This is a genomic window from Methylocaldum gracile, assembly GCF_053646815.1.
The window spans coordinates 4,902,115-4,922,344 of the sequence record NZ_CM132196.1 but is presented as its reverse complement, the minus strand read 5'-3'; the positions used below and the strand labels follow the sequence as shown (position 1 = coordinate 4,922,344).

Here is a 20,230-nt window from a genome sequence, read left to right as displayed (position 1 = left end):
GGGCAACGTTTTTTTTTCGTCCGTAAGTCACGAATTCTCGGACTTTCCTCAAGTCACCGCCTCCTCCGAATCCTCGATCACACGCCCGATCAGCCGCGAGTCAATAGTGCCGGAATGCAGGGCGCTGGCTAGCAACACGCCGGCCGTTTCCATGGATTTAAGCCGTATCAGATCTTGTTCGTCCCGCACGCCGCCGGCTACGATGAAGCGTCGGTGGGGATGTTTGCGTCTGAACGACGCCAAACGGTCGAAGTCGGGACCCGCCGTACTGCCCACATGGGAGAGACTCATCAAGATCACGGTTTCCGGCCAAAGTTCCGGGCTGTACAGCAGTTGCTCAGCCCCTAACAAGCGGTCGCTGAGAAAGTCCAGCGACAAGATGAAGTCCGGATATGAACGGGCCAGAAGCGGCAAAGATTCCTCGGAAAGCGATTCGCTGCCGACGACCGATCGGGCGTGCTTTTTAACTGGAAAAGACTCCAATTCGCTGAGGCGTGGCAGTCCTCGATCCATCCAGAATTCGACATTCGGAAAGCAGTGCTCCAGCTCGACCGCCAAATCAGTTTGGGGGTCTTTGCCCATGAGCGCATCGAGATCGGCGATATAGACCCTTTTGAACGGATACAAGCTGAGCAAACCGCGTATGACGGCCTCCGGTTTGGGAGTCGAACACAACATGCTTTGCAGCGGACGGTATTGCTCGCGCCGGCCTTCCCTGGCGTGCACGGCGACACCGCCCATGATGTCGACGACGGGGATGATGTCCATTTGATGCAGGAATGAAGATACTGGTTTTCGAATATATTACCGGCGGCGGGATGCTCGGCGAAGCGATTCCACGCTCGTTGGCGCAGGAAGGGGAGTTGATGCTTACGGCGCTCCTCAGGGATTTGTCCGACTTGCCGGATGTCCGGACGGTCGTGCTCAGGGATGCACGGCTCCCCCTTTCGGGCCGGAAGTTTTCCGGAGCCTCGTGGGTCTTTGTCGATCGGAAAGACGAGCTTGAGTGCCACCTTGTGGATCAGATCGAGCGTTGCGACGCGGTATGGCCGATTGCCCCTGAAACAGGCGGAATTCTGGAACATCTTTGCCGCCGGGTCGAGGTGGCCGGCAAGACGCTGTTGACCAGTCCGTCCGACGCCGTCAGCCTTTCCGCGAGCAAGCTGGCAACCGTGAATCGCCTGGAAAATAAAGGCGTGCCTGCCGTTTCGACCTACGCTCTGAGCGAATCGAATCATCTGCCATTCCCTTGGGTCGTGAAACCGGACGACGGCGTTGGTTGCGAAGGCGCCCGCATCATCGAAACCGAGGGGGTCTGGAAGACTTGGGCGGCCGAAACCGACGACCTTGCCCGGTATGTCGTTCAGCCTTTGATCGAAGGCGAATCGCTTAGCCTGTCCGCACTGTTTGCTCACGGGAAAGCGCGGCTGCTGAGCTGTAACCGGCAACGGATCGTCAGGTCGCGGGGCGGTTTTGCCTTGCGCGGCTGCGAGGTCGGCGCCATCCGGTCGGGTCTTGCCGCGTATCGAGCCTTGGCTGATTGGATCGCGGAGGCCGTGCCGGAGTTATGGGGCTATGCCGGGGTCGATTTGATGCAGTGCGAACAGGGGCCGAGGGTGCTCGAGATCAATCCGCGACTGACCACGTCCTACGCCGGGCTGCGGCAATCCTTAGGCATTAATCCGGCCGCGCTGGTTCTGGAATTGTGGCGGAGCGGAATCTTGCCCGAATTCGACGCGGAATCGGCAAAGCCCGTCGAGATTGGTTTGGAGACGTGAAATGAGCATTGAAATGATCGGCTGGGACATCGGTGGAGCCCATCTCAAAGCGGCGGCGTTGAACGGCGCCGGCGAAATCGTCGCGGTCATTCAGGAGCCCTGTCCCTTGTGGCTGGGCTTGGATCGACTGCATGGCGCCATGAGCCGAATCCTGGAAGCCATTTCGCCGAGACCGGGCTGCCGCCATGCGATGACCATGACCGGCGAGTTGGTGGATTTTTTCGAAAACCGGGAGCAAGGCGTGATTGCCTTGGTCGAAGCGATGATTCAGCGCTGTCGGCAGAATTCGGTGCAGGTGTTTGCCGGACACGACGGGTTTCTCGATGCCAATGCCATCACCCCGGAAAGTGTTCCAAAAATCGCTTCGGCCAACTGGCTGGCGAGCGCGCTCTGGGTGGCGGAAAATCTGCGCGATGCCATGTTCGTGGATATCGGGAGCACGACCACCGATATTGCGTTGATTTGCGGCCACCGGGTCGAAACCCGAGGCTATACCGATTATGAACGAATGCGTTACGATGAGCTGATTTATACCGGGATAGTCCGTACCCCGGCGATGGCACTTGCTGATCGGGCGCCCTTCGAGGGCGAGTGGATCGGTCTCATGGCCGAACATTTCGCGACCACTGCCGACGTCTACCGGATGTGCGGAGAATTGCCCGAGCACGCCGATCAGATGCCGGCGGCCGATAGCGGCGAAAAAACCGTCCAGGGAAGCGCCCGGCGTCTAGCTCGCTTGTTCGGGCGGGATGCGGAGTCGGCATCGTTGAAGCAATGGCGGCAGGCGGCCCGGTTCTTCCGCGAGCGGCAACTCGCGAAGCTTCGTTCGGCTCTGGATCGCCAGCTTTCGCGCGGCTTGATCGGCGACGATGCGCCTTTGATCGGTGCTGGCGTGGGACGATTTCTGGTGCGAGAATTGGCGGCACGATCGGGTTTTCCTTATAAGGACTTCAGCGAACTGTTTTCAATGTTGACGTCGCAAAACGATTTTCACGCTTCGGATTGCGCCCCAGCCGCAGCCGTAGCTTGTCTGGCATTGCGGGAGGTGGGGCGGACATGACGCCGAGAATCGAAGAGCTGCCTTATTTCGAGGACAGCGCCGCTTTGTTTCTGCCTTGGGCGGAGCGGCGCTGGGCGGTTTTTCTGGATAGCGGGTTTCCGCATAGCCGACAGGGACGTTACGACATCATCGCGGCGGATCCCGTCGCGACGCTGGTCACGCGCGGGCCGCTCACCGAGATTCGATCGCAGGGCTCTATCACACTGTCGCCGGATGACCCGTTTACCCTGGTCAAGCAATATCTCGGCGAAAAGGCTCCGCAGCTTCCGGGCCTGCCTTTCTGCGGCGGCGCTATCGGATACTTCGGCTACGATCTGGCGAGGAGGCTGGAGAAACTGCCCGACAAGGCCCTGGATGCGGAGAACATCCCGGAAATGGTCGTCGGCATCTACGATTGGGCGGTCGTCGTGGATCACTGGGCGCGCCGTACCTGGCTGGTCGCACAAGGGCGCGATCCCGCCCTCGCGGTACGCTGGCCCCACTTGGTTCAGGCCTTCAGCCAAATCCAGACCATCGGATGGCAGCAGGCCGACTTCTATCTGCTCAGCGACGTCGTCTCGAATATGAGCCGAGCCTATTATGCAAAGGCTTTCGGACGCATTCAGCATTACATTCGCGAGGGCGACTGCTATCAGGTCAATCTGGCGCAGCGCTTTTCGGCCTATTGCATAGGACATCCCTGGGCGGCCTACCAACTTTTGCGGCCTTACAATCCCGCGCCGTTCAGCGCCTATCTCAACTTCCCGCAGGTTCAGGTGCTGAGTTCCTCGCCGGAGCGCTTTCTCAAAGTGACCAACGGCATCGTTGAAACCAAGCCGATCAAGGGCACCCGCCCTCGGTCGCAGGACCCGCACGCGGACGCCGCCAAGGCGCAGGAACTTCGGGACAGCGTCAAGGACCGCGCGGAAAACCTGATGATCGTGGATCTGCTGCGCAACGACATCGGCAAGAACTGCGAGCCGGGCTCTGTCCATGTGCCTAGTCTGTTCGAGATCGAAAGCTACGCTACCGTGCATCATTTGGTGAGCACAGTCCGCGGTCGATTGTCCGAAGGACATAGCGCCGTGGATCTCTTGCGCGGCTGTTTCCCCGGTGGTTCCATTACGGGAGCGCCGAAGATTCGTTCCATGGAAATTATCGAGGAGCTCGAACCGCATCGGCGGGGCGTCTATTGCGGCTCGATCGGCTATGTCGGCTTCGACGGCAACATGGACAGCAACATCGCCATCCGTACCTTGGTGCACTCGGACGGTACGATCCGCTTCTGGGCCGGCGGCGGTATCGTGGCCGATTCGGTCCTGGACCAGGAGTACCAGGAGTGCTACGACAAAGCTACCGCCCTCTTGCATCTGCTCGAGCAATTCCAAGTCCAGAGGACCGGTGCCGATCACATGGGTCGTTAAGCTGGGCGGCAGCCTGGCCGACTCGGATACTCTCCCGTTCTGGCTGGATGCTTTGGCCGATGCGAACCTCGTCATCGTGCCGGGAGGCGGGCCTTTCGCCGACCAGGTCCGGTCGGCGCAGCAACGCTGGTCGTTCGGCGACGAGGCGGCTCACGCCATGGCGCTCTTGGCCATGGGGCAATACGGTTTGATGTTGAGCGGATTGTGCCCGAAGCTCGGAATCGCGAGCGATGTCCCTGCGCTTCGAACTTTGGTGGAATCCGGCCGCTCCACGATTTGGCTGCCCGGTTTGTCCCTGATGAACGATCCGGGCATTCCCGCATCTTGGGAGGTCACTTCGGACAGCCTCGCGGCTTGGCTGGCCGGACGTTTGAATGCCGCGAATTTGCTCCTGGTCAAATCGGTGGCGATCTTTTCAGACGATACTTCGTACGGCGGACTTGTCGCGCAAGGCGTGGTCGACGCCGCTTTCGAGCGCTTTTCCGCCAAGGCCGCGTTCGCAGTCTGGCTCGGTCACCGGCAAGATCACCCGCGCGTGCGGGCAGGTCTGCGAGAGCCATACCGTGTCTTTACGCGCGTTAATCGCTCCGCCGGATAAAAAAGTTCCGCGTTTGATCGAAGTAAAAATGAATGCCCGTGGAAAGCGTGCACGCGGAACAGCCGGAATGTGCCGAACGGCCGTAGACCGGCGTGTTTTGTTAGGGATCTACTTTCTTTACGCTCAGCAACACGATGGCGGCTCTTGGATGGTTTTTGGTGAAGACAGAGATTAAATCGCATGTCGATTAGAGTGCGTTATTTCGGAAGCCTCCGGGAAAAAATGGGGCGAGTGGACGACAGTCTTGCCGCGGAAGACATCGATACGGTAAGCGACGTGTGGAAAGCGGTGAGCGAAGGCCAATATCTGCCGGATCGTATCCTCTGTGCGGTGAATATGGACTATGCCGATCCGGACGCGCCGGTCAAGGACGGCGACGAAGTGGCTTTTTTCCCGCCGGTGACCGGGGGCTGAAGTGCTGATCGAGCTGCGCCCGACCGGATTCGACCCTTACGCGGAACTACAGCGCTATCAAACGGAAACACTGGGCCACACCGGAAAATACGGTGCGACCTGCTCATTCGTCGGCACCATGCGCGACTTCAACGAAAATGAGACAGTCCGGCACATGTTTCTCGACCATTATCCCGGCATGACCGAGCGGCAGCTCGAGAAAATCGTCGAAGAAGCCCAGACCCGCTGGCGTTTTTTGGATGCGCTCGTCATTCACCGTGTAGGCGAGATACTTCCCGATCGGCCCATCGTGCTGGTCGCGGTGTGGTCCTCCCATCGCGGCGCGGCCTTCGACGCCTGCCGCTACATCATGGAAGAGCTGAAAAGCCGCGCGCCGTTTTGGAAAAAGGAAACCCTGGACGAAGGCGAGCGCTGGGTGGAAAAGAATACCAGCGGCTATTGACGAGTTCCGCCGGATGCGCGGATCGTAGGTCGGCATTCCTTTTGCCGAGCCGAAACGTCGGCAAGGGATTGCCGACCTACATATCCGGATCCCTTACACTGAATCGGAAAACGCTCTACCGGCCGGAATTCGACAGCGGAGCGGCCAAGACCATCGCCCAATAAGGCGAGCCTCCGCCGCCGCTGCTCGCACAGGCGACACCGACTTCGTCGAAATCAGCCTCCATGATGGCGGAACAATGCCCGGTGCTGTCGAGCCAACTCCGCATGACTTCCCCCACCGTGCGCTGCCCCTGGGCGATGTTTTCGCCATAAACCTCCCAGTCATAGCCGGCTCGGGTAATGCGGTCCCCCGCCTTTCGTCCATCCCGGCCTCTGTGCGAGAGTCGGTCGTTGCGGCTCATCTCCTCGGCGTGTTTTTTCGCCGCTTCGAACAGCTTTTGATTCCACCGCAGCGGCTTGGCGGGTCGAAATCGCTTCCGGCCGCAGTATCTCGGCTTGGCACGAACGGCTTTTAGTTCCTCGAGGATTTCGCGCCTGATGGTGTCGGCGGAAGGGCATCGGGCTGTTGGAGCTTCGCGGGCGAAGACGGGCAGTACCAAACCAGCGGTCAAAATCAGGCTAAGGACGAGTCGTGTCATATCGGTTTTTTGGGCTGCGCCATCTCTAAATACTGTTGTTCGATGTTCAGAAAAGCCGTTCCCAGTTCGCCTACGGCTCGATAGAAACGAGCGGACCGGGCCTCTTTCAGATCGCTGAAGAAGCGCATGATCCAAGGCGCCAAGTGTTTAGCGAAAAAATCCGCCTCGCGTCCGTCTGCCTCGATAATCAGAAGGCTCATCGCTTCGCACAGCGCGGCGACATGATCCTCGGGTTCTTTCGCCGATGCCTGCCGTTCTAAACCTAAGCTCCGAAGCTCGTCGCGCAAGGCGGCCAGAGGCTTTTCCATGAGAAAGCCGGTGAGATACCAGGAAGCATAGGGCAGCAACTCGCCGCGGGTCGGGCCTATGAAAAGCGTTTGATATTCCTCGGCGAGCTCGATTTCGCCGGCATCGCGAGCGGCAGCCGCCAGCCGTTTCCAGGCTCGCGCCAGCGGCGGGTCGTTGGGACTCTCCTCGCATGGAATGGCGGCGATCCGTTCCAGCAGTTCCCTATCCGGTGCGGCAGCCAGAAGCCGGGCCAGCAGGCCGTAGGTTTCCGCCCGCCACAGATCCTCTTCCGGAAGGGGCGAGAGCGTGGTGTCGTTCATGGTTTTTGCGACAGGTGTTCGAAATGGGGCTTGACCCGGCAGTCGTCGCACATCAGAAGCCGACGGAGATTCGGCCCCTGAAACATCGGGTGGTGCTGCAAGCGCTGGGTGATGGTCTTGATCATGGCGGCGGTCGCGAAGGGCTTTCCGCACTCGACGCAGCGGAATACCGCCTCCTCATGCAGCAGGCGCACACGCCGCGCCTCCTGCTGATCGAAGAGATAACGCGGCGCCAGCGAGATGGCGTGTTCCGGGCAGGCTTTCTCGCACAATCCACATTGGACGCAATTGGCTTCGATAAACTTGAGTTGCGGGACGTCGTGTCCGTCGGCCAAGGCGCGTTCCGGGCAGACCGAGACGCAGGCGAGGCACAGCGTGCATTTTTCCTTATCCACCCGAATCTCGCCGAACGGCGCTCCGGCGGACAGGACTGTCGATTCCGGCTGCGACGGCGCTTGCCGGTATAGATGCTCGATCGCGAGGCGGATGACGGTGCGCTTGTCATCGTCCGCGGCGAAACGGGCGTGTGTCCGGCATGGCGAAGCAGGGAGCGGTTCAAGAGCACTCGGCCAATCCTCCGCGCAAATCAGGCGTATCGAATCGGACGGATAACCCATGCCGGACAGGATTTCGCCGGCGTAACCGATTTGCTCGGCCAGAACTCGCCGGGTCGGCTCGGTCAGTTTTCCGGCCGCCAATAAAGTCACGCGCTCGAAGCCGTAAGCCAAGGCGGACAGCCAAAAGTCCATGCCGCTCGCTCCCAGAGCTTCCAACTCATAGGGCAGAACATTCTCCGGCAGTTCGGATTCGTGCTCGGCTATCCAGGTCGCGCCCGCGCTGCTGTCGTGCAACAAGAGTTCGGGTCGGTCGCCGCCCGCCTCGAAAAAAGCGTCCAGCATCAGCCGCAAGCACTTCAAACTGTCTATCCGGCGCGGATACAGGTAATTCATCGCTCCCGAGGGACAAACCGTGGCGCACTCGCCGCAGCCCTGGCAGCGATAGGGATCGACCGAGACGCGATCGCCGCGGGATTCGATAGCCCCGGTTCCGCAGGCATCAAGACATGATCTGCAGCCCTCGATGCGGCTCGCGCCGTGAGCGCAGAGTTCGGGCCTATATTCGAAAAACTTGGGCTTGTCGAACTCGCCGACCATTTCGGCCAGCGCATTCAGGGCCTGTTCCCGCTTTTCCGCGTCTCTGCCCGGTGCGAAATAGCCGATCGGCGGGACGGGCAGATCGATAGCCGGTGGGTTTTGCAGATCCAGGATCAGATCGAAAGCGGTTTCCGGCGGCAGCAGCGCAACTCGGGCATCGATGCGTATCCCGCCACAGCGTGTTTCCACCCGAAAAGCCCCCAAATGGCCTTCGATGTTTATGTCCGCACACGGCTCCAAATAGGGAATTTCCCGGCTTTTCAACGACTCGGCCAGCGGCTCTGGCGGACTATCGGTAAACAGGACAAAGCGGCGCAGCATGGCCGGAAGGCGTTCCGTTACCGGGACAACGGCATCGCTGTCCCCGATGATCAGCAGGCGTCCGTTCGACCGGTACGATACCCATGTAGTCGGTTCGGTCTCGTAAGCGGATGCTGCTTGTTTGGATGCTTGCCGCGGATTCGGCCGGCAACTGTCGGGTGATTGGGGCATTCGGGAAGAAAAATCAGCTTGAAGATTCCGCCTGGTCGGTGCTGTTCGGAGCGTTGTCCGCCATTGCCGTTGCAGGGGACGATTCCGGGGAGCGGGCAGTATCGGACGTGGTCGCTTGGGCGCGTTCCAGGGCCCATCGCATGTCGGAGGTCATGAGTTCGCCGCGGGGCTCGAAAACGGTGTAGTCGCCGTCGTAGTCGTCCAGCCCGTCGCGCACGGCAAATTCCGGCCGTCGAAACAATTCGCGCAGGGCCTGTAGGTCGAACAATTCGCTCTCCGACCCCGCCGCCAGCCCATCTTGAACGACTTTCGGTGGCTCGGCCGGTTCGTTATGCTCTTTAGCGCTCAGCTTGTTTCTGGCCCAACGCTTGAAGAAAGAATCATGTTCCTGCATTTCGGCAACTGGGATTAATTCGGTTTTCGCGACTGGCGATGGAGACATGTGTTTGTTCCTTGCGACGAGCGCAAGAAGCTGGAACCGTGAACATTACCACCGTAGCCTTGGTTCTGAATAGGTCGTTTTCCAGCCCAACCGCATTGGGCCACGTTATTTCTTGGGAGTTCGCTTCATGCCGCTGTTCGGCAAATCCGTCGCCCGGAACGTTTATTTCCACGTAAGCCTGCTGGACACATTGGAGCCGGAATCGCGCGACGCGGTTCACGCCGCAGGCCACGTTGCTCAGATCCATCCGGGCGAGGACTACAACGTCGTCAAGCTGAACCGGGAGCAGAACGGCGTTTCGCTGCTCGATTATCCGGAATTTTTCGAGCAAGGTTTTCCGGTTCTCCGCCGCTACTGGACGATCGACCTCGAAAAGCACACCGTCCGCTTCCGCACCTACCAGAACTCCCTCAACCCGCCGATACTGCATCGCAAGGAACTGCTGCTGCCCAAGGATCACCCGCAGCGGAAAACCTTTGAAGCCTTGACCGAAGCGGCCGAGCAAATCGGCCTGTTCGACGATCCCTGCCGTATCGGTTTCAAGCAAGCTTGGGAAATGCTGCTGGCGCAGCGCGGTTATCGGGTGGCCGGACATGATCTGGTACCTATCGGCAACGACGAATCGGATTCCCCTGGTCTCCTTACCTCTATTCCCCCCTTTGGAAAAGGGGGGCTAGGGGGGATTGGCGGCATCGCCCGCCACCTCACTGCGCTCACCCGCTACGGATTCTCCGCGCCGATCCAAACCCTCGCCCGGTTCGGCTTTCTGGACGGTTCGAAAACAGTGTTCGACTACGGCTGCGGACGGGGGGATGACGTGCGCGGACTCAGGGAAAACGGCATCGAAGCCGCCGGTTGGGACCCCTATTACGCGCCCGAGGAAACCCGGCGGAACGCCCATATCGTCAACCTGGGGTTCGTGATCAACGTCATCGAGGACATGGGCGAGCGCGTCGAAGCCCTGCAAGGCGCCTATCGGCTGGCGGAGGAACTGCTGGTGGTTTCGGCCATGCTGGCCAACCCGGACGCCGTGCGCGGCACGTCTTACGGCGACGGCATTCTGACTTCGCGAAATACCTTTCAGAAATACTATACCCAGTGCGAACTCCGCGCCTTCATCGCCGAAGTATTGGACGAAGAGCCTTTGCCGGTCGGCCCCGGCATCTTTTACGTCTTCAAGGACAAGGACGCCGAGCAGCGTTTCATGGTCGGACGGCTGGAGAATCGGCGGAACATCCTGCGACTCTCCCATCTCTCCCGCCCGGCAAAGCCGGCAAAAATCGGCAAGGCGGAAGCCAAGTATGAAGAACATCGCGAGCTCCTGGATTCGCTGTGGGAAAGCTGCCTGAAGCTCGGCCGCGACCCCGATCGCAGCGAGTTTCCACATTCGGGCGCCGTCGCCGCCCAGTTCGGCTCGCTGCCGGCGGCCTTGCGCTTCGTCAAGTCCCGCAAGGAAAACGCCGATGCCATCCTGGAACAGGCCCGGCGATCCCGCATCGACGACCTTCGCGTCTACTTTGCCTTGTGGCAGTTCGAAAAGCGGAAACCCTACCGCCATCTCGAAACCCGCTTGCAAAAGGACATCAAAGCCTTTTTCGGAGACTACCGGGCCGCTCTCGAGTCCGGACGGGAACTCCTGTTCGCCTCGGCCAGCCCGGAGACCATCGAACAAGCCTGCCGGGAAGCCGCCGAGCAAGGCATCGGCTGGCTGGAGGAAGGCGAATCGCTGCAACTTCCCACGCGGCTGGTGGTGCAACTGCCCGCCATCCTGCGCGCCTATGTCGGTTGCGGCGTTCTCCTCTACGGCGACGTGAGCAGCGCCGATCTCATCAAGATTCATATCCGTTCCGGCAAGCTCACCCTGATGAGCTTCGACGATTTTTCCGGCAAACCGCTGCCGCGAATGCTGCAACGGGTGAAGATCAACCTTCGCACCCAGGAGCTCGACATCTTCGATTACGGCGAGCCGTACGAACCGCCTTATCTCTATCGGAAATCACGCTTCATCAACGAAGAGTTCCCCAATTACGCCGAGCAGCTGGCTTTCGACGAAGCGCTGGAAAACCTGGGAGTAGTCGACTTCAGCGGCTACGGTCTCAGCCCCGCGGAATTTCATGCTCGCCTGGACGCCGCCCGCTGGACCGTCGACGGTTTGCGCCTCGTCCGCAGCCGCAGCATTCCCGATTTGGAGGCCCCTTGCGGGCGTTATTTCACCTACCGCCAATTGATTGAGTGCGGCGAGACCCTGGCCCGCACCGGTTTACCCAATCGTCCCAAGGAACCCGACAGCTATTCCGCGCTGTACGATCTCGCCGTCAACATTCTGGACCCGGTGATCGACTACTTCGGGATGATCGAACTCACCTACGGCTTCTGCTCGTCGGAGCTTGCAAAACAAATCCCCGCCCGCATCGCCCCGGAACTGGACCAGCACGCCGCCCACGAACTGAACCGGAAAGGCAGGCCGATCTGCCCTCGGCTCGGTGCGGCAGCGGATTTTCTGGTAAGGGATGAGGATATGGCGGAAGTCGCCCGGTGGGTCATGGCAATCCTTCCGTACGACCGGCTGTACTACTACGGCCCGGATAAACCGGTGCATGTCAGCTATTCGGAGCGTCCGACCGGGGAAGCGTATGAAATGAGATTAGTTGGAGCGAGGAGAGTGCCGCGGGTTTTTGAATGATGAAGTGGCAGATTCGTAGCGCGGCTCTGCGTGCTATTCCATGGGAGTATGCCCAACTAGGCCGAGGGTTAGTCGACCTTCAATGCCTTTGAGTTAAGCTTCGTATCGTCGTTCCGGTAGGGAATCCCGGAACCCAGAAGCCACGGATGGCATCGGGACTAGATCACGTCCTTGTGCTATAGACGCCGGTTTCCAATGGCAAAAGCACACTTTAGTGGCAACTCTTCCGAATGGAGAGTTAATCAGATCTTTCTTTGGAGCATGAGCATGTTTGCGAAGCTACACACATCTTACGAAAAATCGATTAATTTCAATATGTCATCACGAATCGCACTGCGACCGATACCAGACGCTTGATAAGCAACTTCCTTCGAACCAAGATGTTCGCAACTCCTTAAACGTTCTTTAAGATTTTCTTTCGAAAAAGTTGAACGTGTTAAAGGAAGTCTAGTAAGTAATATTCTTAGAACATCAAAGAGGGCTTGAACACCAACCGTTTTTAGCAAGTAGGAGTCCTTCTCAACCGTTCGCCAGACAGTCCCACTTACAGCCGAAAAGTAATTTGTGATTACCTCATATATGCCCCGATCATTTCCTTTAATATACCAATCCCTTAGGGGATGACTGCCACTAGGCTGCAAACATGAACGGCCAAAATCTTTATTATCTCTATGGCGCACTCGATACCGATCTTCTTTTGGATTACCAGATATTAAACTAAGAATTCCATCGACTATGCTAGCCATAGATACACGAACCTGTGGCATTGAGTTATCTAAATCCTTACCAAAGATCTCTGAAGAATCTGCAACAGGAGTGATGCAGCGGTACAAAGGGGAGCTCTTATCGGTGTTAAGTACTCGTGCCAAATAAACCGCTAAAGTCTCAGGTGGCCACATTTCCGGTGGTCTTTCGTCTAAATCAAAACCAAACAACTCATATGCCAGGCTTCGATCCACCTTTTTTTGATTAAAGTTTATAGTTGCGAATATATAGGCATGAAATGGCGTCGGTAGTTCTAAATAGACGACACACAACAATTCCATATCCCTGTGTAGCGCATCGTCCGAAAGAATTTGAAATGCATGCAAACGATGCTGTCCATCAATAATCGAAGCGGATGGCCTATCTAGAGCTGGTATATGCAATAGACAATGACCGTTATCTAGCTCGATATGCCAACGTTGATTCTCGTCATTAACATATTTCCCGTCCTCATCATAGTTTGCTGCAAGAATGATAGCATTAGGAAATGTTGCTTCTGAGGTCTGAATAAATGCTGCTATCTCATCAAGGCGTTTGCGGCTTTCCTGACGCTGAGTGCCGAAAATTGAATAGCCCTTGTGTTCTGATGCCTCGCGTTCCATTTGACTGCGAAACGATGCCGGTTGGGAATAGGTAATTTTATTGAGCGTCTGAGCGCTCAAAGAAAAAGCATAAAATTCTCCAAGCGGCTGTTTCACCCGAATTGCAGGACAGACTAACGGAGAAGACATTAGTATAACCTCCTTAATCTGGAATTCCTTCACCACCAAGCTGATCAAAAGCAGCCGTAATTCCTCCTATAGAGCCCACATGGATACCTGTTGGACGGAATCGCTCAGATTTAGTGGCAACTTCAAACCATACGAGGATAGATATTACAACAGCGCCTATGCCTAGCTTTAGACCATAACCATCAGCTTCATGAAATAGCGCAATAATAGCAAGCATCGCCGCAAACGCGCAAAGCGCAACAAGCCGCATTCTTACCATTTTGGAAAAGTTTTTCCCGTAGATCTCAACGTCTAAAAGGAGATCTGCGACTATCGGCGAGAGCGTAGCCATGACATAAGTAGTCAGAACATCCATCCCAAGTGTTTTGCCGGGCATTGCCCAAGGTAACCAGACTCCGGCACCCCCTCCAAAAATCAATACGACAAACGCATAATAAAGCGTTGTCCGCAATGCTTCATTTTCAGGTTTTAGCGAATCTACACTACTATTAGGGTATCCTGACAGCCTCATCTCTTCCCCTTTAGCGGCTGTTAATTAACCAACGCCATTGATGGCGACCGCGCATAACAAAAGATTTAGTTGGTAACTTACAAAATCGCACATTATCTCAGATAAATCACGCATATCATATCTGCGATATGACTTTTTGGCGGTGGCATAAAGATTTATAGAAAAAGTATAAAACTGGACCAACAACAGACTGCTTCGTTAAATCTATTTCCAAGCTAATATCTTTTGTGCGGTTGCTCCTGGCCGTTTAACTAACGCTGTTCCCGCAGAGAGAACTCTATCCGAAAAATCCTCGATTCGCATTTTACGCCCAAATGCACCGTCCAAACATTTTACGGTGGATGAGCTGAGGGCAAACACTCCAACAGTTCCCATTTGTTCAAGAAAGTCATCTGACTCTTGATCGAAATCATCAGCACTTTGAGAAAGTAACATGACAATACCTCCTTTCGACGCTGACTTTCGTACTAAAGAACTTAATGCGCCGTGACGATAACGTAGGATCTCTACTGCTTCATCGATAATTAGCATGTGTCGCAGCGTACGATTACCATGTTGGTCCAAGCGGCTATCTCCAAGAGACATAAAGTAAGAATTGAGTGCATCCAATATCAGAAATATTGCTAAACGCTTTGGCTCATCAGTTGCTGCTCCAAATCCGACAACCCAACGCCCAGAGAAAAATTCTCCTGGTGACATTTTTGGCTCAAACATATTAAGGGAGGTTATAGCCCCTAATTTCGCACCAATACTTCCAACAGATTGACCATTTTGTTCAGATAATTCTGTGAAACCATGGAGAATCGCTTCCAGTGTAATAGGTCTTCTAAGACTCTCAATATTGTCTAAGATGCGCTGGCCTTGTAATAATGTCAAAACAGTTTGTCTGAGCAAATCTAGCTTTATATCTCCCTTAACGCGAATACACTTTTGAAAAGAATCTTGAAAGGCAATGGCAAGCTGCGCTAGTTCAGTTTCATTAACTTCAGGGGGGCGCCACAAGAAATCGAGTGGCACGGGCATTCTAGGCACATCCAAGGGACGAATGCCTGGGAAGAATGCCTCTAGTGTTTGACCACCCCATTCGGTTCTGGATACAAGTTCACCGTTCTTTACAAATTCACCCTTTGGGTCAAGCAATAAGACGGGTAGATCAGCCGATCCAACTATCTGTCTACCGATTTCTAAACCGGTTCGCGTTTTTCCGGATCGTGTCTTACCAAGTATGGCGACGTGTGGCGAAATACCGGGGGCATTAATGGTAAAAAATACAGCTTCGCCGGATACTGGGTCTATGCTCTCGGAGCCAAATTTAATCAAGACCGGCCCCTCTTTTTCCTTTAGAACTTTCAAGTCTCCTGGAATAGTTCCACCTGCCGGCAGCATTCCAGCAAGCCTAATTACGAAATCCATATCGGATTTTTTTACATCTTCATAGTCGGTTTTTAGCAATAATGCTCCACGATTCCAGTGTGCCTCGACCAGAGAGCGAAATGCTGCTGGTTCTTTCGGTGAGATTTCTGCCGCCGCTGCTATAAGGCAGGCCCATATATCCGCGTCATCGCCAAATAAATGGATGCCTTCAATAGCGTTTCCCATTTCGGTTCCATCTGGAATTTGAATGTTTTCACCAGTCTCGAATTCGGCCAAACTTCTCCCGATGGCGAGTCTAGCCACGGTTGCTTTGTCGCCAGGAATCAAAGAGGAACGAAGATCACCAAGAAACTCTTCAGCCTCCCTGGTGGGGCGATAGCGGAGACGGTCAATTCGCGTTAGTGTAAATTCACTCATAAACTCATTCTCAAAAATAAGTATTTTCTATTAACGTAGAAACTCCGCTGCCTTCTTCAGCTTTCTCAAAATTAACTAGAAATGTCTTAAGTATTTTTTGCTCTAATCGCTGTCGATAAAAAGGAGATATTTCCTCGTCATGTGACAAGAAAATTACTTGCCCTGGAGCTGCTTGAGCTACGTAACGTAAAACCCGCTCACGATATTGGGAATCCATATTTCCGACCGGAGTATCTATGACTATTGGGGCCTGCTGGCCGGAGACATCCGCAACAGCAAGCGTAAAAGCAAGGCCGAAAGCACGTTTTTGCGCACCTGATAAGCTTGAGACAAAAATGACTGAGCCTCCTGGTCCCTCCAGTTTTGGCTGACTTTCAGAGTCAAAGCGAACTACAAAATTTTGATATTCATCAGAAATCATATTCCGGAAATGCTCAGTACACCGTTGTTCTAACGATTCCTTACATAGGGGAATAAGTGCCTCCTTCGCCTCGTCTACTGTGATGCGTACACGATGAGCAATGTCTAGTTTTTCTAGAACTGGTCGCTCAACTGCGCGTCGTTTCTCCATTTGTCCGATAGCAGCCTTGAGATTTTTTATATGCTCCTGCAATCCCTTCTCACGATGTTCAAGGCCCGTGATTTGATCTCCGATTTGACGCAGATGATCTAGCGTGTTCGTTACTTCTTTTTTCAGGGAGGCAAGTCGCGGCTCAATCTCTTTAACTCTATCGTGCTTGCGTTGGACTTCGCGCAGACGAGTGGTAACGTTGTCTAATCGGATGGCAGCTTCGACAAGACCAGTCCCCCCGACTACTTGGTAGCGACTCAACTTGCTAAGTACCGCCGCCCTGTCTGCGTCCTTTAAAAAATGAAACGTATAGGCTTCAGCACAACCATCAGGAGGTGGACTCCAGAGGGCTTCTAATGCCTTCTCTAGCTTAGTACGAAGCTGATTTATTTGGCCTTGCTCCAGAGGTGGCTCGACACTAATTACCCCCTTCTCAGGAAGAACACTATCGATAATTCGGGCTGCTTTACCGCTTGCCTCTTCTTTTAGCAATAACCATCGATCGCGTATTTGTTCTGCCCGTAAAATTGAACGTACTTTTTCGACATAACGCGTCATCGCAAGTGGTAGAGCAATCGCGGATAACCCCCTTATCAGCTCTTGTTTGATTTCCAGAGATTCACTCTCAAGCGCCCCGCGTACTCGAGCATACTCTTCTATGTCGGCAGCAGAATCGCCTACCAACTGCTGTAAGTCGGATAACAAGCTTTGGTGTTCCAGATCCACAGATTCTCTTTCTTTTTGCTTGGCGGTAAGCTCATTTTCAATTTCCTTGAGTAGCTCTTTAGCTTGATCAAGCTCTTCGCGCTTTTGATCGAGCTCGTCTATTTTTACGCTTCCAGTTTCCCGACGTAATTGATCTCTCGAGTTATTTATAAATGTCAGAAGACTCTCACTAAGCTTATCCAGAATGCCAGTACCATAGAGAGTATTAACTGCATGTAACAACGCACTACCGCCTGCTGCTTCAACTCGTTCCTGGGCCTGTTCTCCATCGAAAAAGAAACATCCCATTACATTTACAGGAAAAATTAGTTCTCCAAGCTCTACATTTGCATCCTGCCACGTGCGATATACTTTCCGTTTTCCATAAATCTCAGCAAGTACCTCTTCTCCATCAGGGCTACTCAGATCACGTATCTTACCGCCTCGGCTAAAATTCCACCGCCGTTGTACCAGGATTGAATCGCCATTCGAGGACTCAAATCGAATTGCTACGGAACAGTGAGGCTCATCTAGACGTAACGCTGGACGATGTATGATCTGTTCCATTAAGGTCTTATATGTCAGGCTTTTTTCGTCATCAGCACTACGTAGACGGATTCCTTCGATAAGGTTCATTGCTTCGCGCCCAAAAAGCCCTAAATATAGCGCCATTAATAATGAAGTCTTGCCGGTTCCATTTTGTGCACCAACAAGAATAATGTTCTGATGAGAATTCGGATTTGGGAATAAAAAAGTAGCATTTCGGTAACTGCGCCAATTACGCACATGTATTTCCTTAAGATGCATCTTCCGCCTCTTCTTGCTGCTCGATAAAGTCGCTGATTACGGCGCTAAATTCCTGAGAGATACCAAATTGCCTACCTCGTCCGAGATTATCCCTCTGGACCTCTATGAGGTTTCTAAGTAAATCAAGGCTAATTCCATGTTCTTGGCATATCTGCTTAAGAATTGCCTTTGCTTTAAGATCATCTAATAGTGGTAGTGATCTCCTATTTGCCATTGGTTTCCCCCAGCAGTTTCAGTAATCGATTCGCCTGATTTAAGACTTGTTGTGATGTATCTGTTCGCCAAATTTCCTTGATACGTTTGATTTCTCCACTTGAAATCAATAGTACTCCAACCTGTTTCTGTAATTCGATCAATTTGTTTAGAATCGTTTTTCGAGCTTGAAAAGTTAGAGGTCCAATACCATCCTGCCCATTACGGCGTTGCTTCATACGATTGGCGTCATCCTTGTAGCAAAAATCTTTAAGCCAATCACGAAAGTCAGCCATGGGTTCAAGTTTCTCAAAACCTTTTTCCATGGAGTTCCGAAAGGATTTGTCTTTATCAACGACTGTGCAAGTCCAGCAGCCGAAGCGGATCGAAGTACTTCCACACGATGGTTGTGCGTCTGGATCAATAACGATTGGGCAGTCCCCCCCAGCGGCATTTCGATAAAGCTCAATAAGTGCTTGGTGTACACCTCCCCAAGGAGGCGCCGTTTCCGCCAAATACTCCCAAACTTCATCGGTAGTAAGTTCAAGAATAGGTCGAAATACTAAACATCCAGGAATGTCATTATGGCGATTTAATCGATCCCCGTTGTCATACTTTTTTGCCGATGCTGCACGGGCAGCCGATTCAGACCGTCGGACGCCTAGCAGAAGGATTACCTCTCCGCTCTCTGAAACTTGTTGTTTAATATAGTTAGTTGTCGGACGAATTTTCATTCGATCAGTACACCAACGAAACAACCTCGTGGGAGCTGGATATCCACGGCCAATAAGATTTACCCAAAATGTTTGATCCAAATCTGGCGTTGTCTTGACGATATCAATTGGAAGACTCAGCTGCGAAAGAGTCTGCTTTAACATTTCAAGAATTGAATCAACATAGGATTGTACGATTGGGGATTCGACTAAAGTATCGTTCGCAATCACATGCAAAGGTCGCTTCCGTTCTGAGCGGGGGATTTCAAGCAAACTTTCTACTACTAGTTGTAAAACGAGTGTGGAATCCTTACCGCCCGAGAAGCCAATAATCCAAGGTCGGCTATGTTGAGCGCGGTACTCTTCTTTTATAACATTCTTTATGCCAATTATCTTTTCAATAAGATCGTGATCGGCTTTGATTATTGGTGGCATAATGGTCAATAAATTTACTCATGCCTTGAGGTGGATGGTATAAAAGTGTCAATGACACAACGATACATTAAAACATATTCTAAATCGCATGATTATTGTTATGTAAGATAAGCGATGCTAAATGGTATAGCGATCGAAGGAAAGTACGACTCAGAATTCCCTTCCCGACTCAACGGATGCCTCGGCAAAGGATAGCCGACCTACCACGGCCTCGGCACGGCGACGGATTCTTAGAGCGGGAATCAGGCCCGATCAGCCTAAGTCCAATTCTCTAATTTCAATCCTGGAACGCGGTCGAATTCCCGGCCATTATTGGTTATCAGTATGGCATCCGTCGCCAGTACATGGGCAGCGATGAGCAAGTCCATATTGCCTATCGGAGTACCCTGACGTTCCAATTCGTGACGGATGCGAGCGTAAATTTTGGAAGCGTCCTCCGGCCATGGCTCAATGGACAAAAGGTCCAGCCACTGTTCGAGCAGAGCGGCAAACGTTGCCGATCCTAAACATGCCGCACCGTAACGGAGTTCCGCGGCTACACCGCCAAAACCGACAACTCGTCGAGCTTGGTGGCATAAAACCGTTCCAAGACCGATGCCGGGTGCTTGCGCAGCACGTAGCTGCAAATATTCGTATCAAGCATCCACATCGTCGAACCACTTTCTTTCTTGAGGTGGCGTATCCATGCGGTCGGCAAGAAAATCATCGGGGAATGGTTCGCTACTCTCGAAGAAATCGTGCCATTGATCGGCCAAAGTATCCGGTTTGGGGCGTAGGATCACGCTATCACCCTGCTTCTCGATATAAACCTCCTTGCAGTCGAAGCGGAACTCCAGCGGCAGGCGATCAGCCTGGCTTCTGCCACTCATGAAAATTTTGGCAGTCTTGGACATGGGAGATCCTTATGGCGATATAAATCAGGCATGTACCGCAGGTATAGAATAATTACAACCTTTAAGCTTCGTTTCGTCGTTCCGGCAGGGAATGCCGGAACCTAGAAACCATGGAGGGCATGCGAGCTAACATCCCTGTCACTGGATGCCGGCAGCCCAATCGCAAACGGCGTCTCCGGGAGCGCCGGAGCCACCTTTCCCTGCCGGCATGACGACTTTAGCCTAACGGTGTTGCTCCCTGAGGGAGGGGCTTTTTCCGAGACTCCTTAAAATTACGATACACATTGAATCGCGTTATGTCAGAACGTCCGTACTCGTCGGCGGCAAACTTTCATCTTCCACCGTAGGGTAATGGACGGGGGAGGAACTTGTATTCGTTTTTCGGCAGGCTGGACGGAAACC

The 20,230-nt window shown here is 53.9% G+C and carries 20 protein-coding genes; 7 read left to right on the top strand and 13 right to left on the bottom strand.

The window, feature by feature from the left end:
• Positions 1 to 48: 48 nt before the first annotated feature.
• The gene (locus tag ACWJJK_RS21990; RefSeq protein WP_454128491.1) at positions 49 to 768 is read right to left on the bottom strand and encodes a HisA/HisF-related TIM barrel protein; all 720 of its coding nucleotides are present in this window, start codon (positions 766 to 768) and stop codon (positions 49 to 51) included.
• Between the two features lie 11 nt (positions 769 to 779).
• Here ACWJJK_RS21990 and ACWJJK_RS21985 point away from each other — a divergent pair, with 11 nt between their 5' ends.
• The 6 genes from ACWJJK_RS21985 to ACWJJK_RS21960 all read left to right on the top strand — a co-directional run bounded on the left by ACWJJK_RS21985 (position 780) and on the right by ACWJJK_RS21960 (position 5,695).
• Complete coding sequence (locus ACWJJK_RS21985; protein ID WP_077732047.1) at positions 780 to 1,778, top strand: ATP-grasp domain-containing protein; 999 nt, start codon at positions 780 to 782, stop codon at positions 1,776 to 1,778.
• Position 1,779: 1 nt separating this feature from the next.
• Positions 1,780 to 2,838: a hydantoinase/oxoprolinase family protein gene (locus tag ACWJJK_RS21980; RefSeq protein ID WP_077732046.1), complete on the top strand. Its 1,059-nt coding sequence runs from the start codon at positions 1,780 to 1,782 to the stop codon at positions 2,836 to 2,838.
• Positions 2,835 to 4,241 (top strand): aminodeoxychorismate synthase component I, encoded by a 1,407-nt coding sequence (gene pabB / locus ACWJJK_RS21975; RefSeq protein WP_077732045.1) that lies wholly within the window; start codon positions 2,835 to 2,837, stop codon positions 4,239 to 4,241. The genes ACWJJK_RS21980 and pabB overlap by 4 nt, the downstream gene beginning before the upstream one ends.
• A complete protein-coding gene (locus ACWJJK_RS21970) occupies positions 4,219 to 4,839 on the top strand; it encodes an amino acid kinase family protein (protein ID WP_454128490.1) in 621 nt (206 codons plus the stop codon). The genes pabB and ACWJJK_RS21970 overlap by 23 nt, the downstream gene beginning before the upstream one ends.
• A gap of 180 nt (positions 4,840 to 5,019) precedes the next feature.
• A complete protein-coding gene (gene moaD, locus ACWJJK_RS21965; protein ID WP_077732044.1) occupies positions 5,020 to 5,253 on the top strand; it encodes a molybdopterin converting factor subunit 1 in 234 nt (77 codons plus the stop codon).
• 1 nt (position 5,254) lies between these two features.
• Positions 5,255 to 5,695, top strand: a complete 441-nt coding sequence (locus ACWJJK_RS21960) for a molybdenum cofactor biosynthesis protein MoaE (RefSeq protein ID WP_454128489.1) — start codon at positions 5,255 to 5,257, stop codon at positions 5,693 to 5,695.
• 115 nt (positions 5,696 to 5,810) lie between these two features.
• On the opposite strand, the gene ACWJJK_RS21955 is transcribed toward ACWJJK_RS21960, so the two are convergent.
• From ACWJJK_RS21955 to ACWJJK_RS21940, 4 genes are read right to left on the bottom strand one after another with little or no spacing between them, the layout of a single operon-like run.
• Positions 5,811 to 6,335, bottom strand: a complete 525-nt coding sequence (locus ACWJJK_RS21955) for a CAP domain-containing protein (protein ID WP_434110912.1) — start codon at positions 6,333 to 6,335, stop codon at positions 5,811 to 5,813.
• A complete protein-coding gene (locus ACWJJK_RS21950) occupies positions 6,332 to 6,943 on the bottom strand; it encodes a molecular chaperone TorD family protein (protein WP_156881144.1) in 612 nt (203 codons plus the stop codon). Before ACWJJK_RS21950 ends, ACWJJK_RS21955 begins: the two co-directional genes overlap by 4 nt.
• Entirely contained in the window at positions 6,940 to 8,589 is a 1,650-nt protein-coding gene (locus ACWJJK_RS21945; RefSeq protein ID WP_454128488.1) for a 4Fe-4S binding protein, read from the bottom strand. Before ACWJJK_RS21945 ends, ACWJJK_RS21950 begins: the two co-directional genes overlap by 4 nt.
• Positions 8,590 to 8,602: 13 nt before the next feature.
• The gene (locus ACWJJK_RS21940; protein ID WP_454128487.1) at positions 8,603 to 9,031 is read right to left on the bottom strand and encodes a DUF3306 domain-containing protein; all 429 of its coding nucleotides are present in this window, start codon (positions 9,029 to 9,031) and stop codon (positions 8,603 to 8,605) included.
• Between the two features lie 127 nt (positions 9,032 to 9,158).
• Between ACWJJK_RS21940 and ACWJJK_RS21935 the strand changes: the two genes are divergently transcribed.
• A complete protein-coding gene (locus ACWJJK_RS21935; protein WP_454128486.1) occupies positions 9,159 to 11,714 on the top strand; it encodes a DNA phosphorothioation-associated putative methyltransferase in 2,556 nt (851 codons plus the stop codon).
• A gap of 290 nt (positions 11,715 to 12,004) precedes the next feature.
• Here ACWJJK_RS21935 and ACWJJK_RS21930 read toward each other — a convergent pair whose 3' ends face one another.
• The 8 genes from ACWJJK_RS21930 to ACWJJK_RS21895 form a co-directional block, all read right to left on the bottom strand.
• Entirely contained in the window at positions 12,005 to 13,210 is a 1,206-nt protein-coding gene (locus ACWJJK_RS21930; RefSeq protein WP_454128485.1) for a DNA phosphorothioation-associated DGQHR protein 1, read from the bottom strand.
• Positions 13,211 to 13,223: 13 nt separating this feature from the next.
• Positions 13,224 to 13,721, bottom strand: coding sequence for a hypothetical protein (locus ACWJJK_RS21925; RefSeq protein WP_454128484.1), 498 nt, complete (start codon positions 13,719 to 13,721; stop codon positions 13,224 to 13,226).
• Positions 13,722 to 13,925: 204 nt separating this feature from the next.
• Positions 13,926 to 15,512 (bottom strand): helicase HerA domain-containing protein, encoded by a 1,587-nt coding sequence (locus ACWJJK_RS21920; RefSeq protein WP_454128483.1) that lies wholly within the window; start codon positions 15,510 to 15,512, stop codon positions 13,926 to 13,928.
• Between the two features lie 10 nt (positions 15,513 to 15,522).
• Positions 15,523 to 17,574: an AAA family ATPase gene (locus tag ACWJJK_RS21915; RefSeq protein WP_454128482.1), complete on the bottom strand. Its 2,052-nt coding sequence runs from the start codon at positions 17,572 to 17,574 to the stop codon at positions 15,523 to 15,525.
• 10 nt (positions 17,575 to 17,584) lie between these two features.
• Entirely contained in the window at positions 17,585 to 17,809 is a 225-nt protein-coding gene (locus ACWJJK_RS21910) for a DNA modification system-associated small protein (RefSeq protein ID WP_454128481.1), read from the bottom strand.
• The gene (dndC, locus tag ACWJJK_RS21905; protein ID WP_454129062.1) at positions 17,799 to 18,935 is read right to left on the bottom strand and encodes a DNA phosphorothioation system sulfurtransferase DndC; all 1,137 of its coding nucleotides are present in this window, start codon (positions 18,933 to 18,935) and stop codon (positions 17,799 to 17,801) included. Before dndC ends, ACWJJK_RS21910 begins: the two co-directional genes overlap by 11 nt.
• Positions 18,936 to 19,192: 257 nt before the next feature.
• Positions 19,193 to 19,417 carry a PIN domain-containing protein gene (locus ACWJJK_RS21900; RefSeq protein ID WP_454129061.1) on the bottom strand — a complete coding sequence of 75 codons (225 nt, stop codon included), beginning with the start codon at positions 19,415 to 19,417 and terminating at the stop codon, positions 19,193 to 19,195.
• 153 nt (positions 19,418 to 19,570) lie between these two features.
• Positions 19,571 to 19,828 carry an antitoxin gene (locus ACWJJK_RS21895; protein WP_454128480.1) on the bottom strand — a complete coding sequence of 86 codons (258 nt, stop codon included), beginning with the start codon at positions 19,826 to 19,828 and terminating at the stop codon, positions 19,571 to 19,573.
• Between the last annotated feature and the right edge of the window lie 402 nt (positions 19,829 to 20,230).

Coding starts and splice junctions, on each gene's coding strand:
- ACWJJK_RS21990 (WP_454128491.1), bottom strand. CDS start 768: ATGGACATCATCCCCGTCGTCGACATCATGGGCGGTGTCGCCGTGCAC.
- ACWJJK_RS21985 (WP_077732047.1), top strand. CDS start 780: ATGAAGATACTGGTTTTCGAATATATTACCGGCGGCGGGATGCTCGGC.
- ACWJJK_RS21980 (WP_077732046.1), top strand. CDS start 1,780: ATGAGCATTGAAATGATCGGCTGGGACATCGGTGGAGCCCATCTCAAA.
- pabB (WP_077732045.1), top strand. CDS start 2,835: ATGACGCCGAGAATCGAAGAGCTGCCTTATTTCGAGGACAGCGCCGCT.
- moaD (WP_077732044.1), top strand. CDS start 5,020: ATGTCGATTAGAGTGCGTTATTTCGGAAGCCTCCGGGAAAAAATGGGG.
- ACWJJK_RS21955 (WP_434110912.1), bottom strand. CDS start 6,335: ATGACACGACTCGTCCTTAGCCTGATTTTGACCGCTGGTTTGGTACTG.
- ACWJJK_RS21950 (WP_156881144.1), bottom strand. CDS start 6,943: ATGAACGACACCACGCTCTCGCCCCTTCCGGAAGAGGATCTGTGGCGG.
- ACWJJK_RS21945 (WP_454128488.1), bottom strand. CDS start 8,589: ATGCCCCAATCACCCGACAGTTGCCGGCCGAATCCGCGGCAAGCATCC.
- ACWJJK_RS21940 (WP_454128487.1), bottom strand. CDS start 9,031: ATGTCTCCATCGCCAGTCGCGAAAACCGAATTAATCCCAGTTGCCGAA.
- ACWJJK_RS21935 (WP_454128486.1), top strand. CDS start 9,159: ATGCCGCTGTTCGGCAAATCCGTCGCCCGGAACGTTTATTTCCACGTA.
- ACWJJK_RS21930 (WP_454128485.1), bottom strand. CDS start 13,210: ATGTCTTCTCCGTTAGTCTGTCCTGCAATTCGGGTGAAACAGCCGCTT.
- ACWJJK_RS21925 (WP_454128484.1), bottom strand. CDS start 13,721: ATGAGGCTGTCAGGATACCCTAATAGTAGTGTAGATTCGCTAAAACCT.
- ACWJJK_RS21920 (WP_454128483.1), bottom strand. CDS start 15,512: ATGAGTGAATTTACACTAACGCGAATTGACCGTCTCCGCTATCGCCCC.
- ACWJJK_RS21910 (WP_454128481.1), bottom strand. CDS start 17,809: ATGGCAAATAGGAGATCACTACCACTATTAGATGATCTTAAAGCAAAG.
- dndC (WP_454129062.1), bottom strand. CDS start 18,935: ATGCCACCAATAATCAAAGCCGATCACGATCTTATTGAAAAGATAATT.
- ACWJJK_RS21895 (WP_454128480.1), bottom strand. CDS start 19,828: ATGTCCAAGACTGCCAAAATTTTCATGAGTGGCAGAAGCCAGGCTGAT.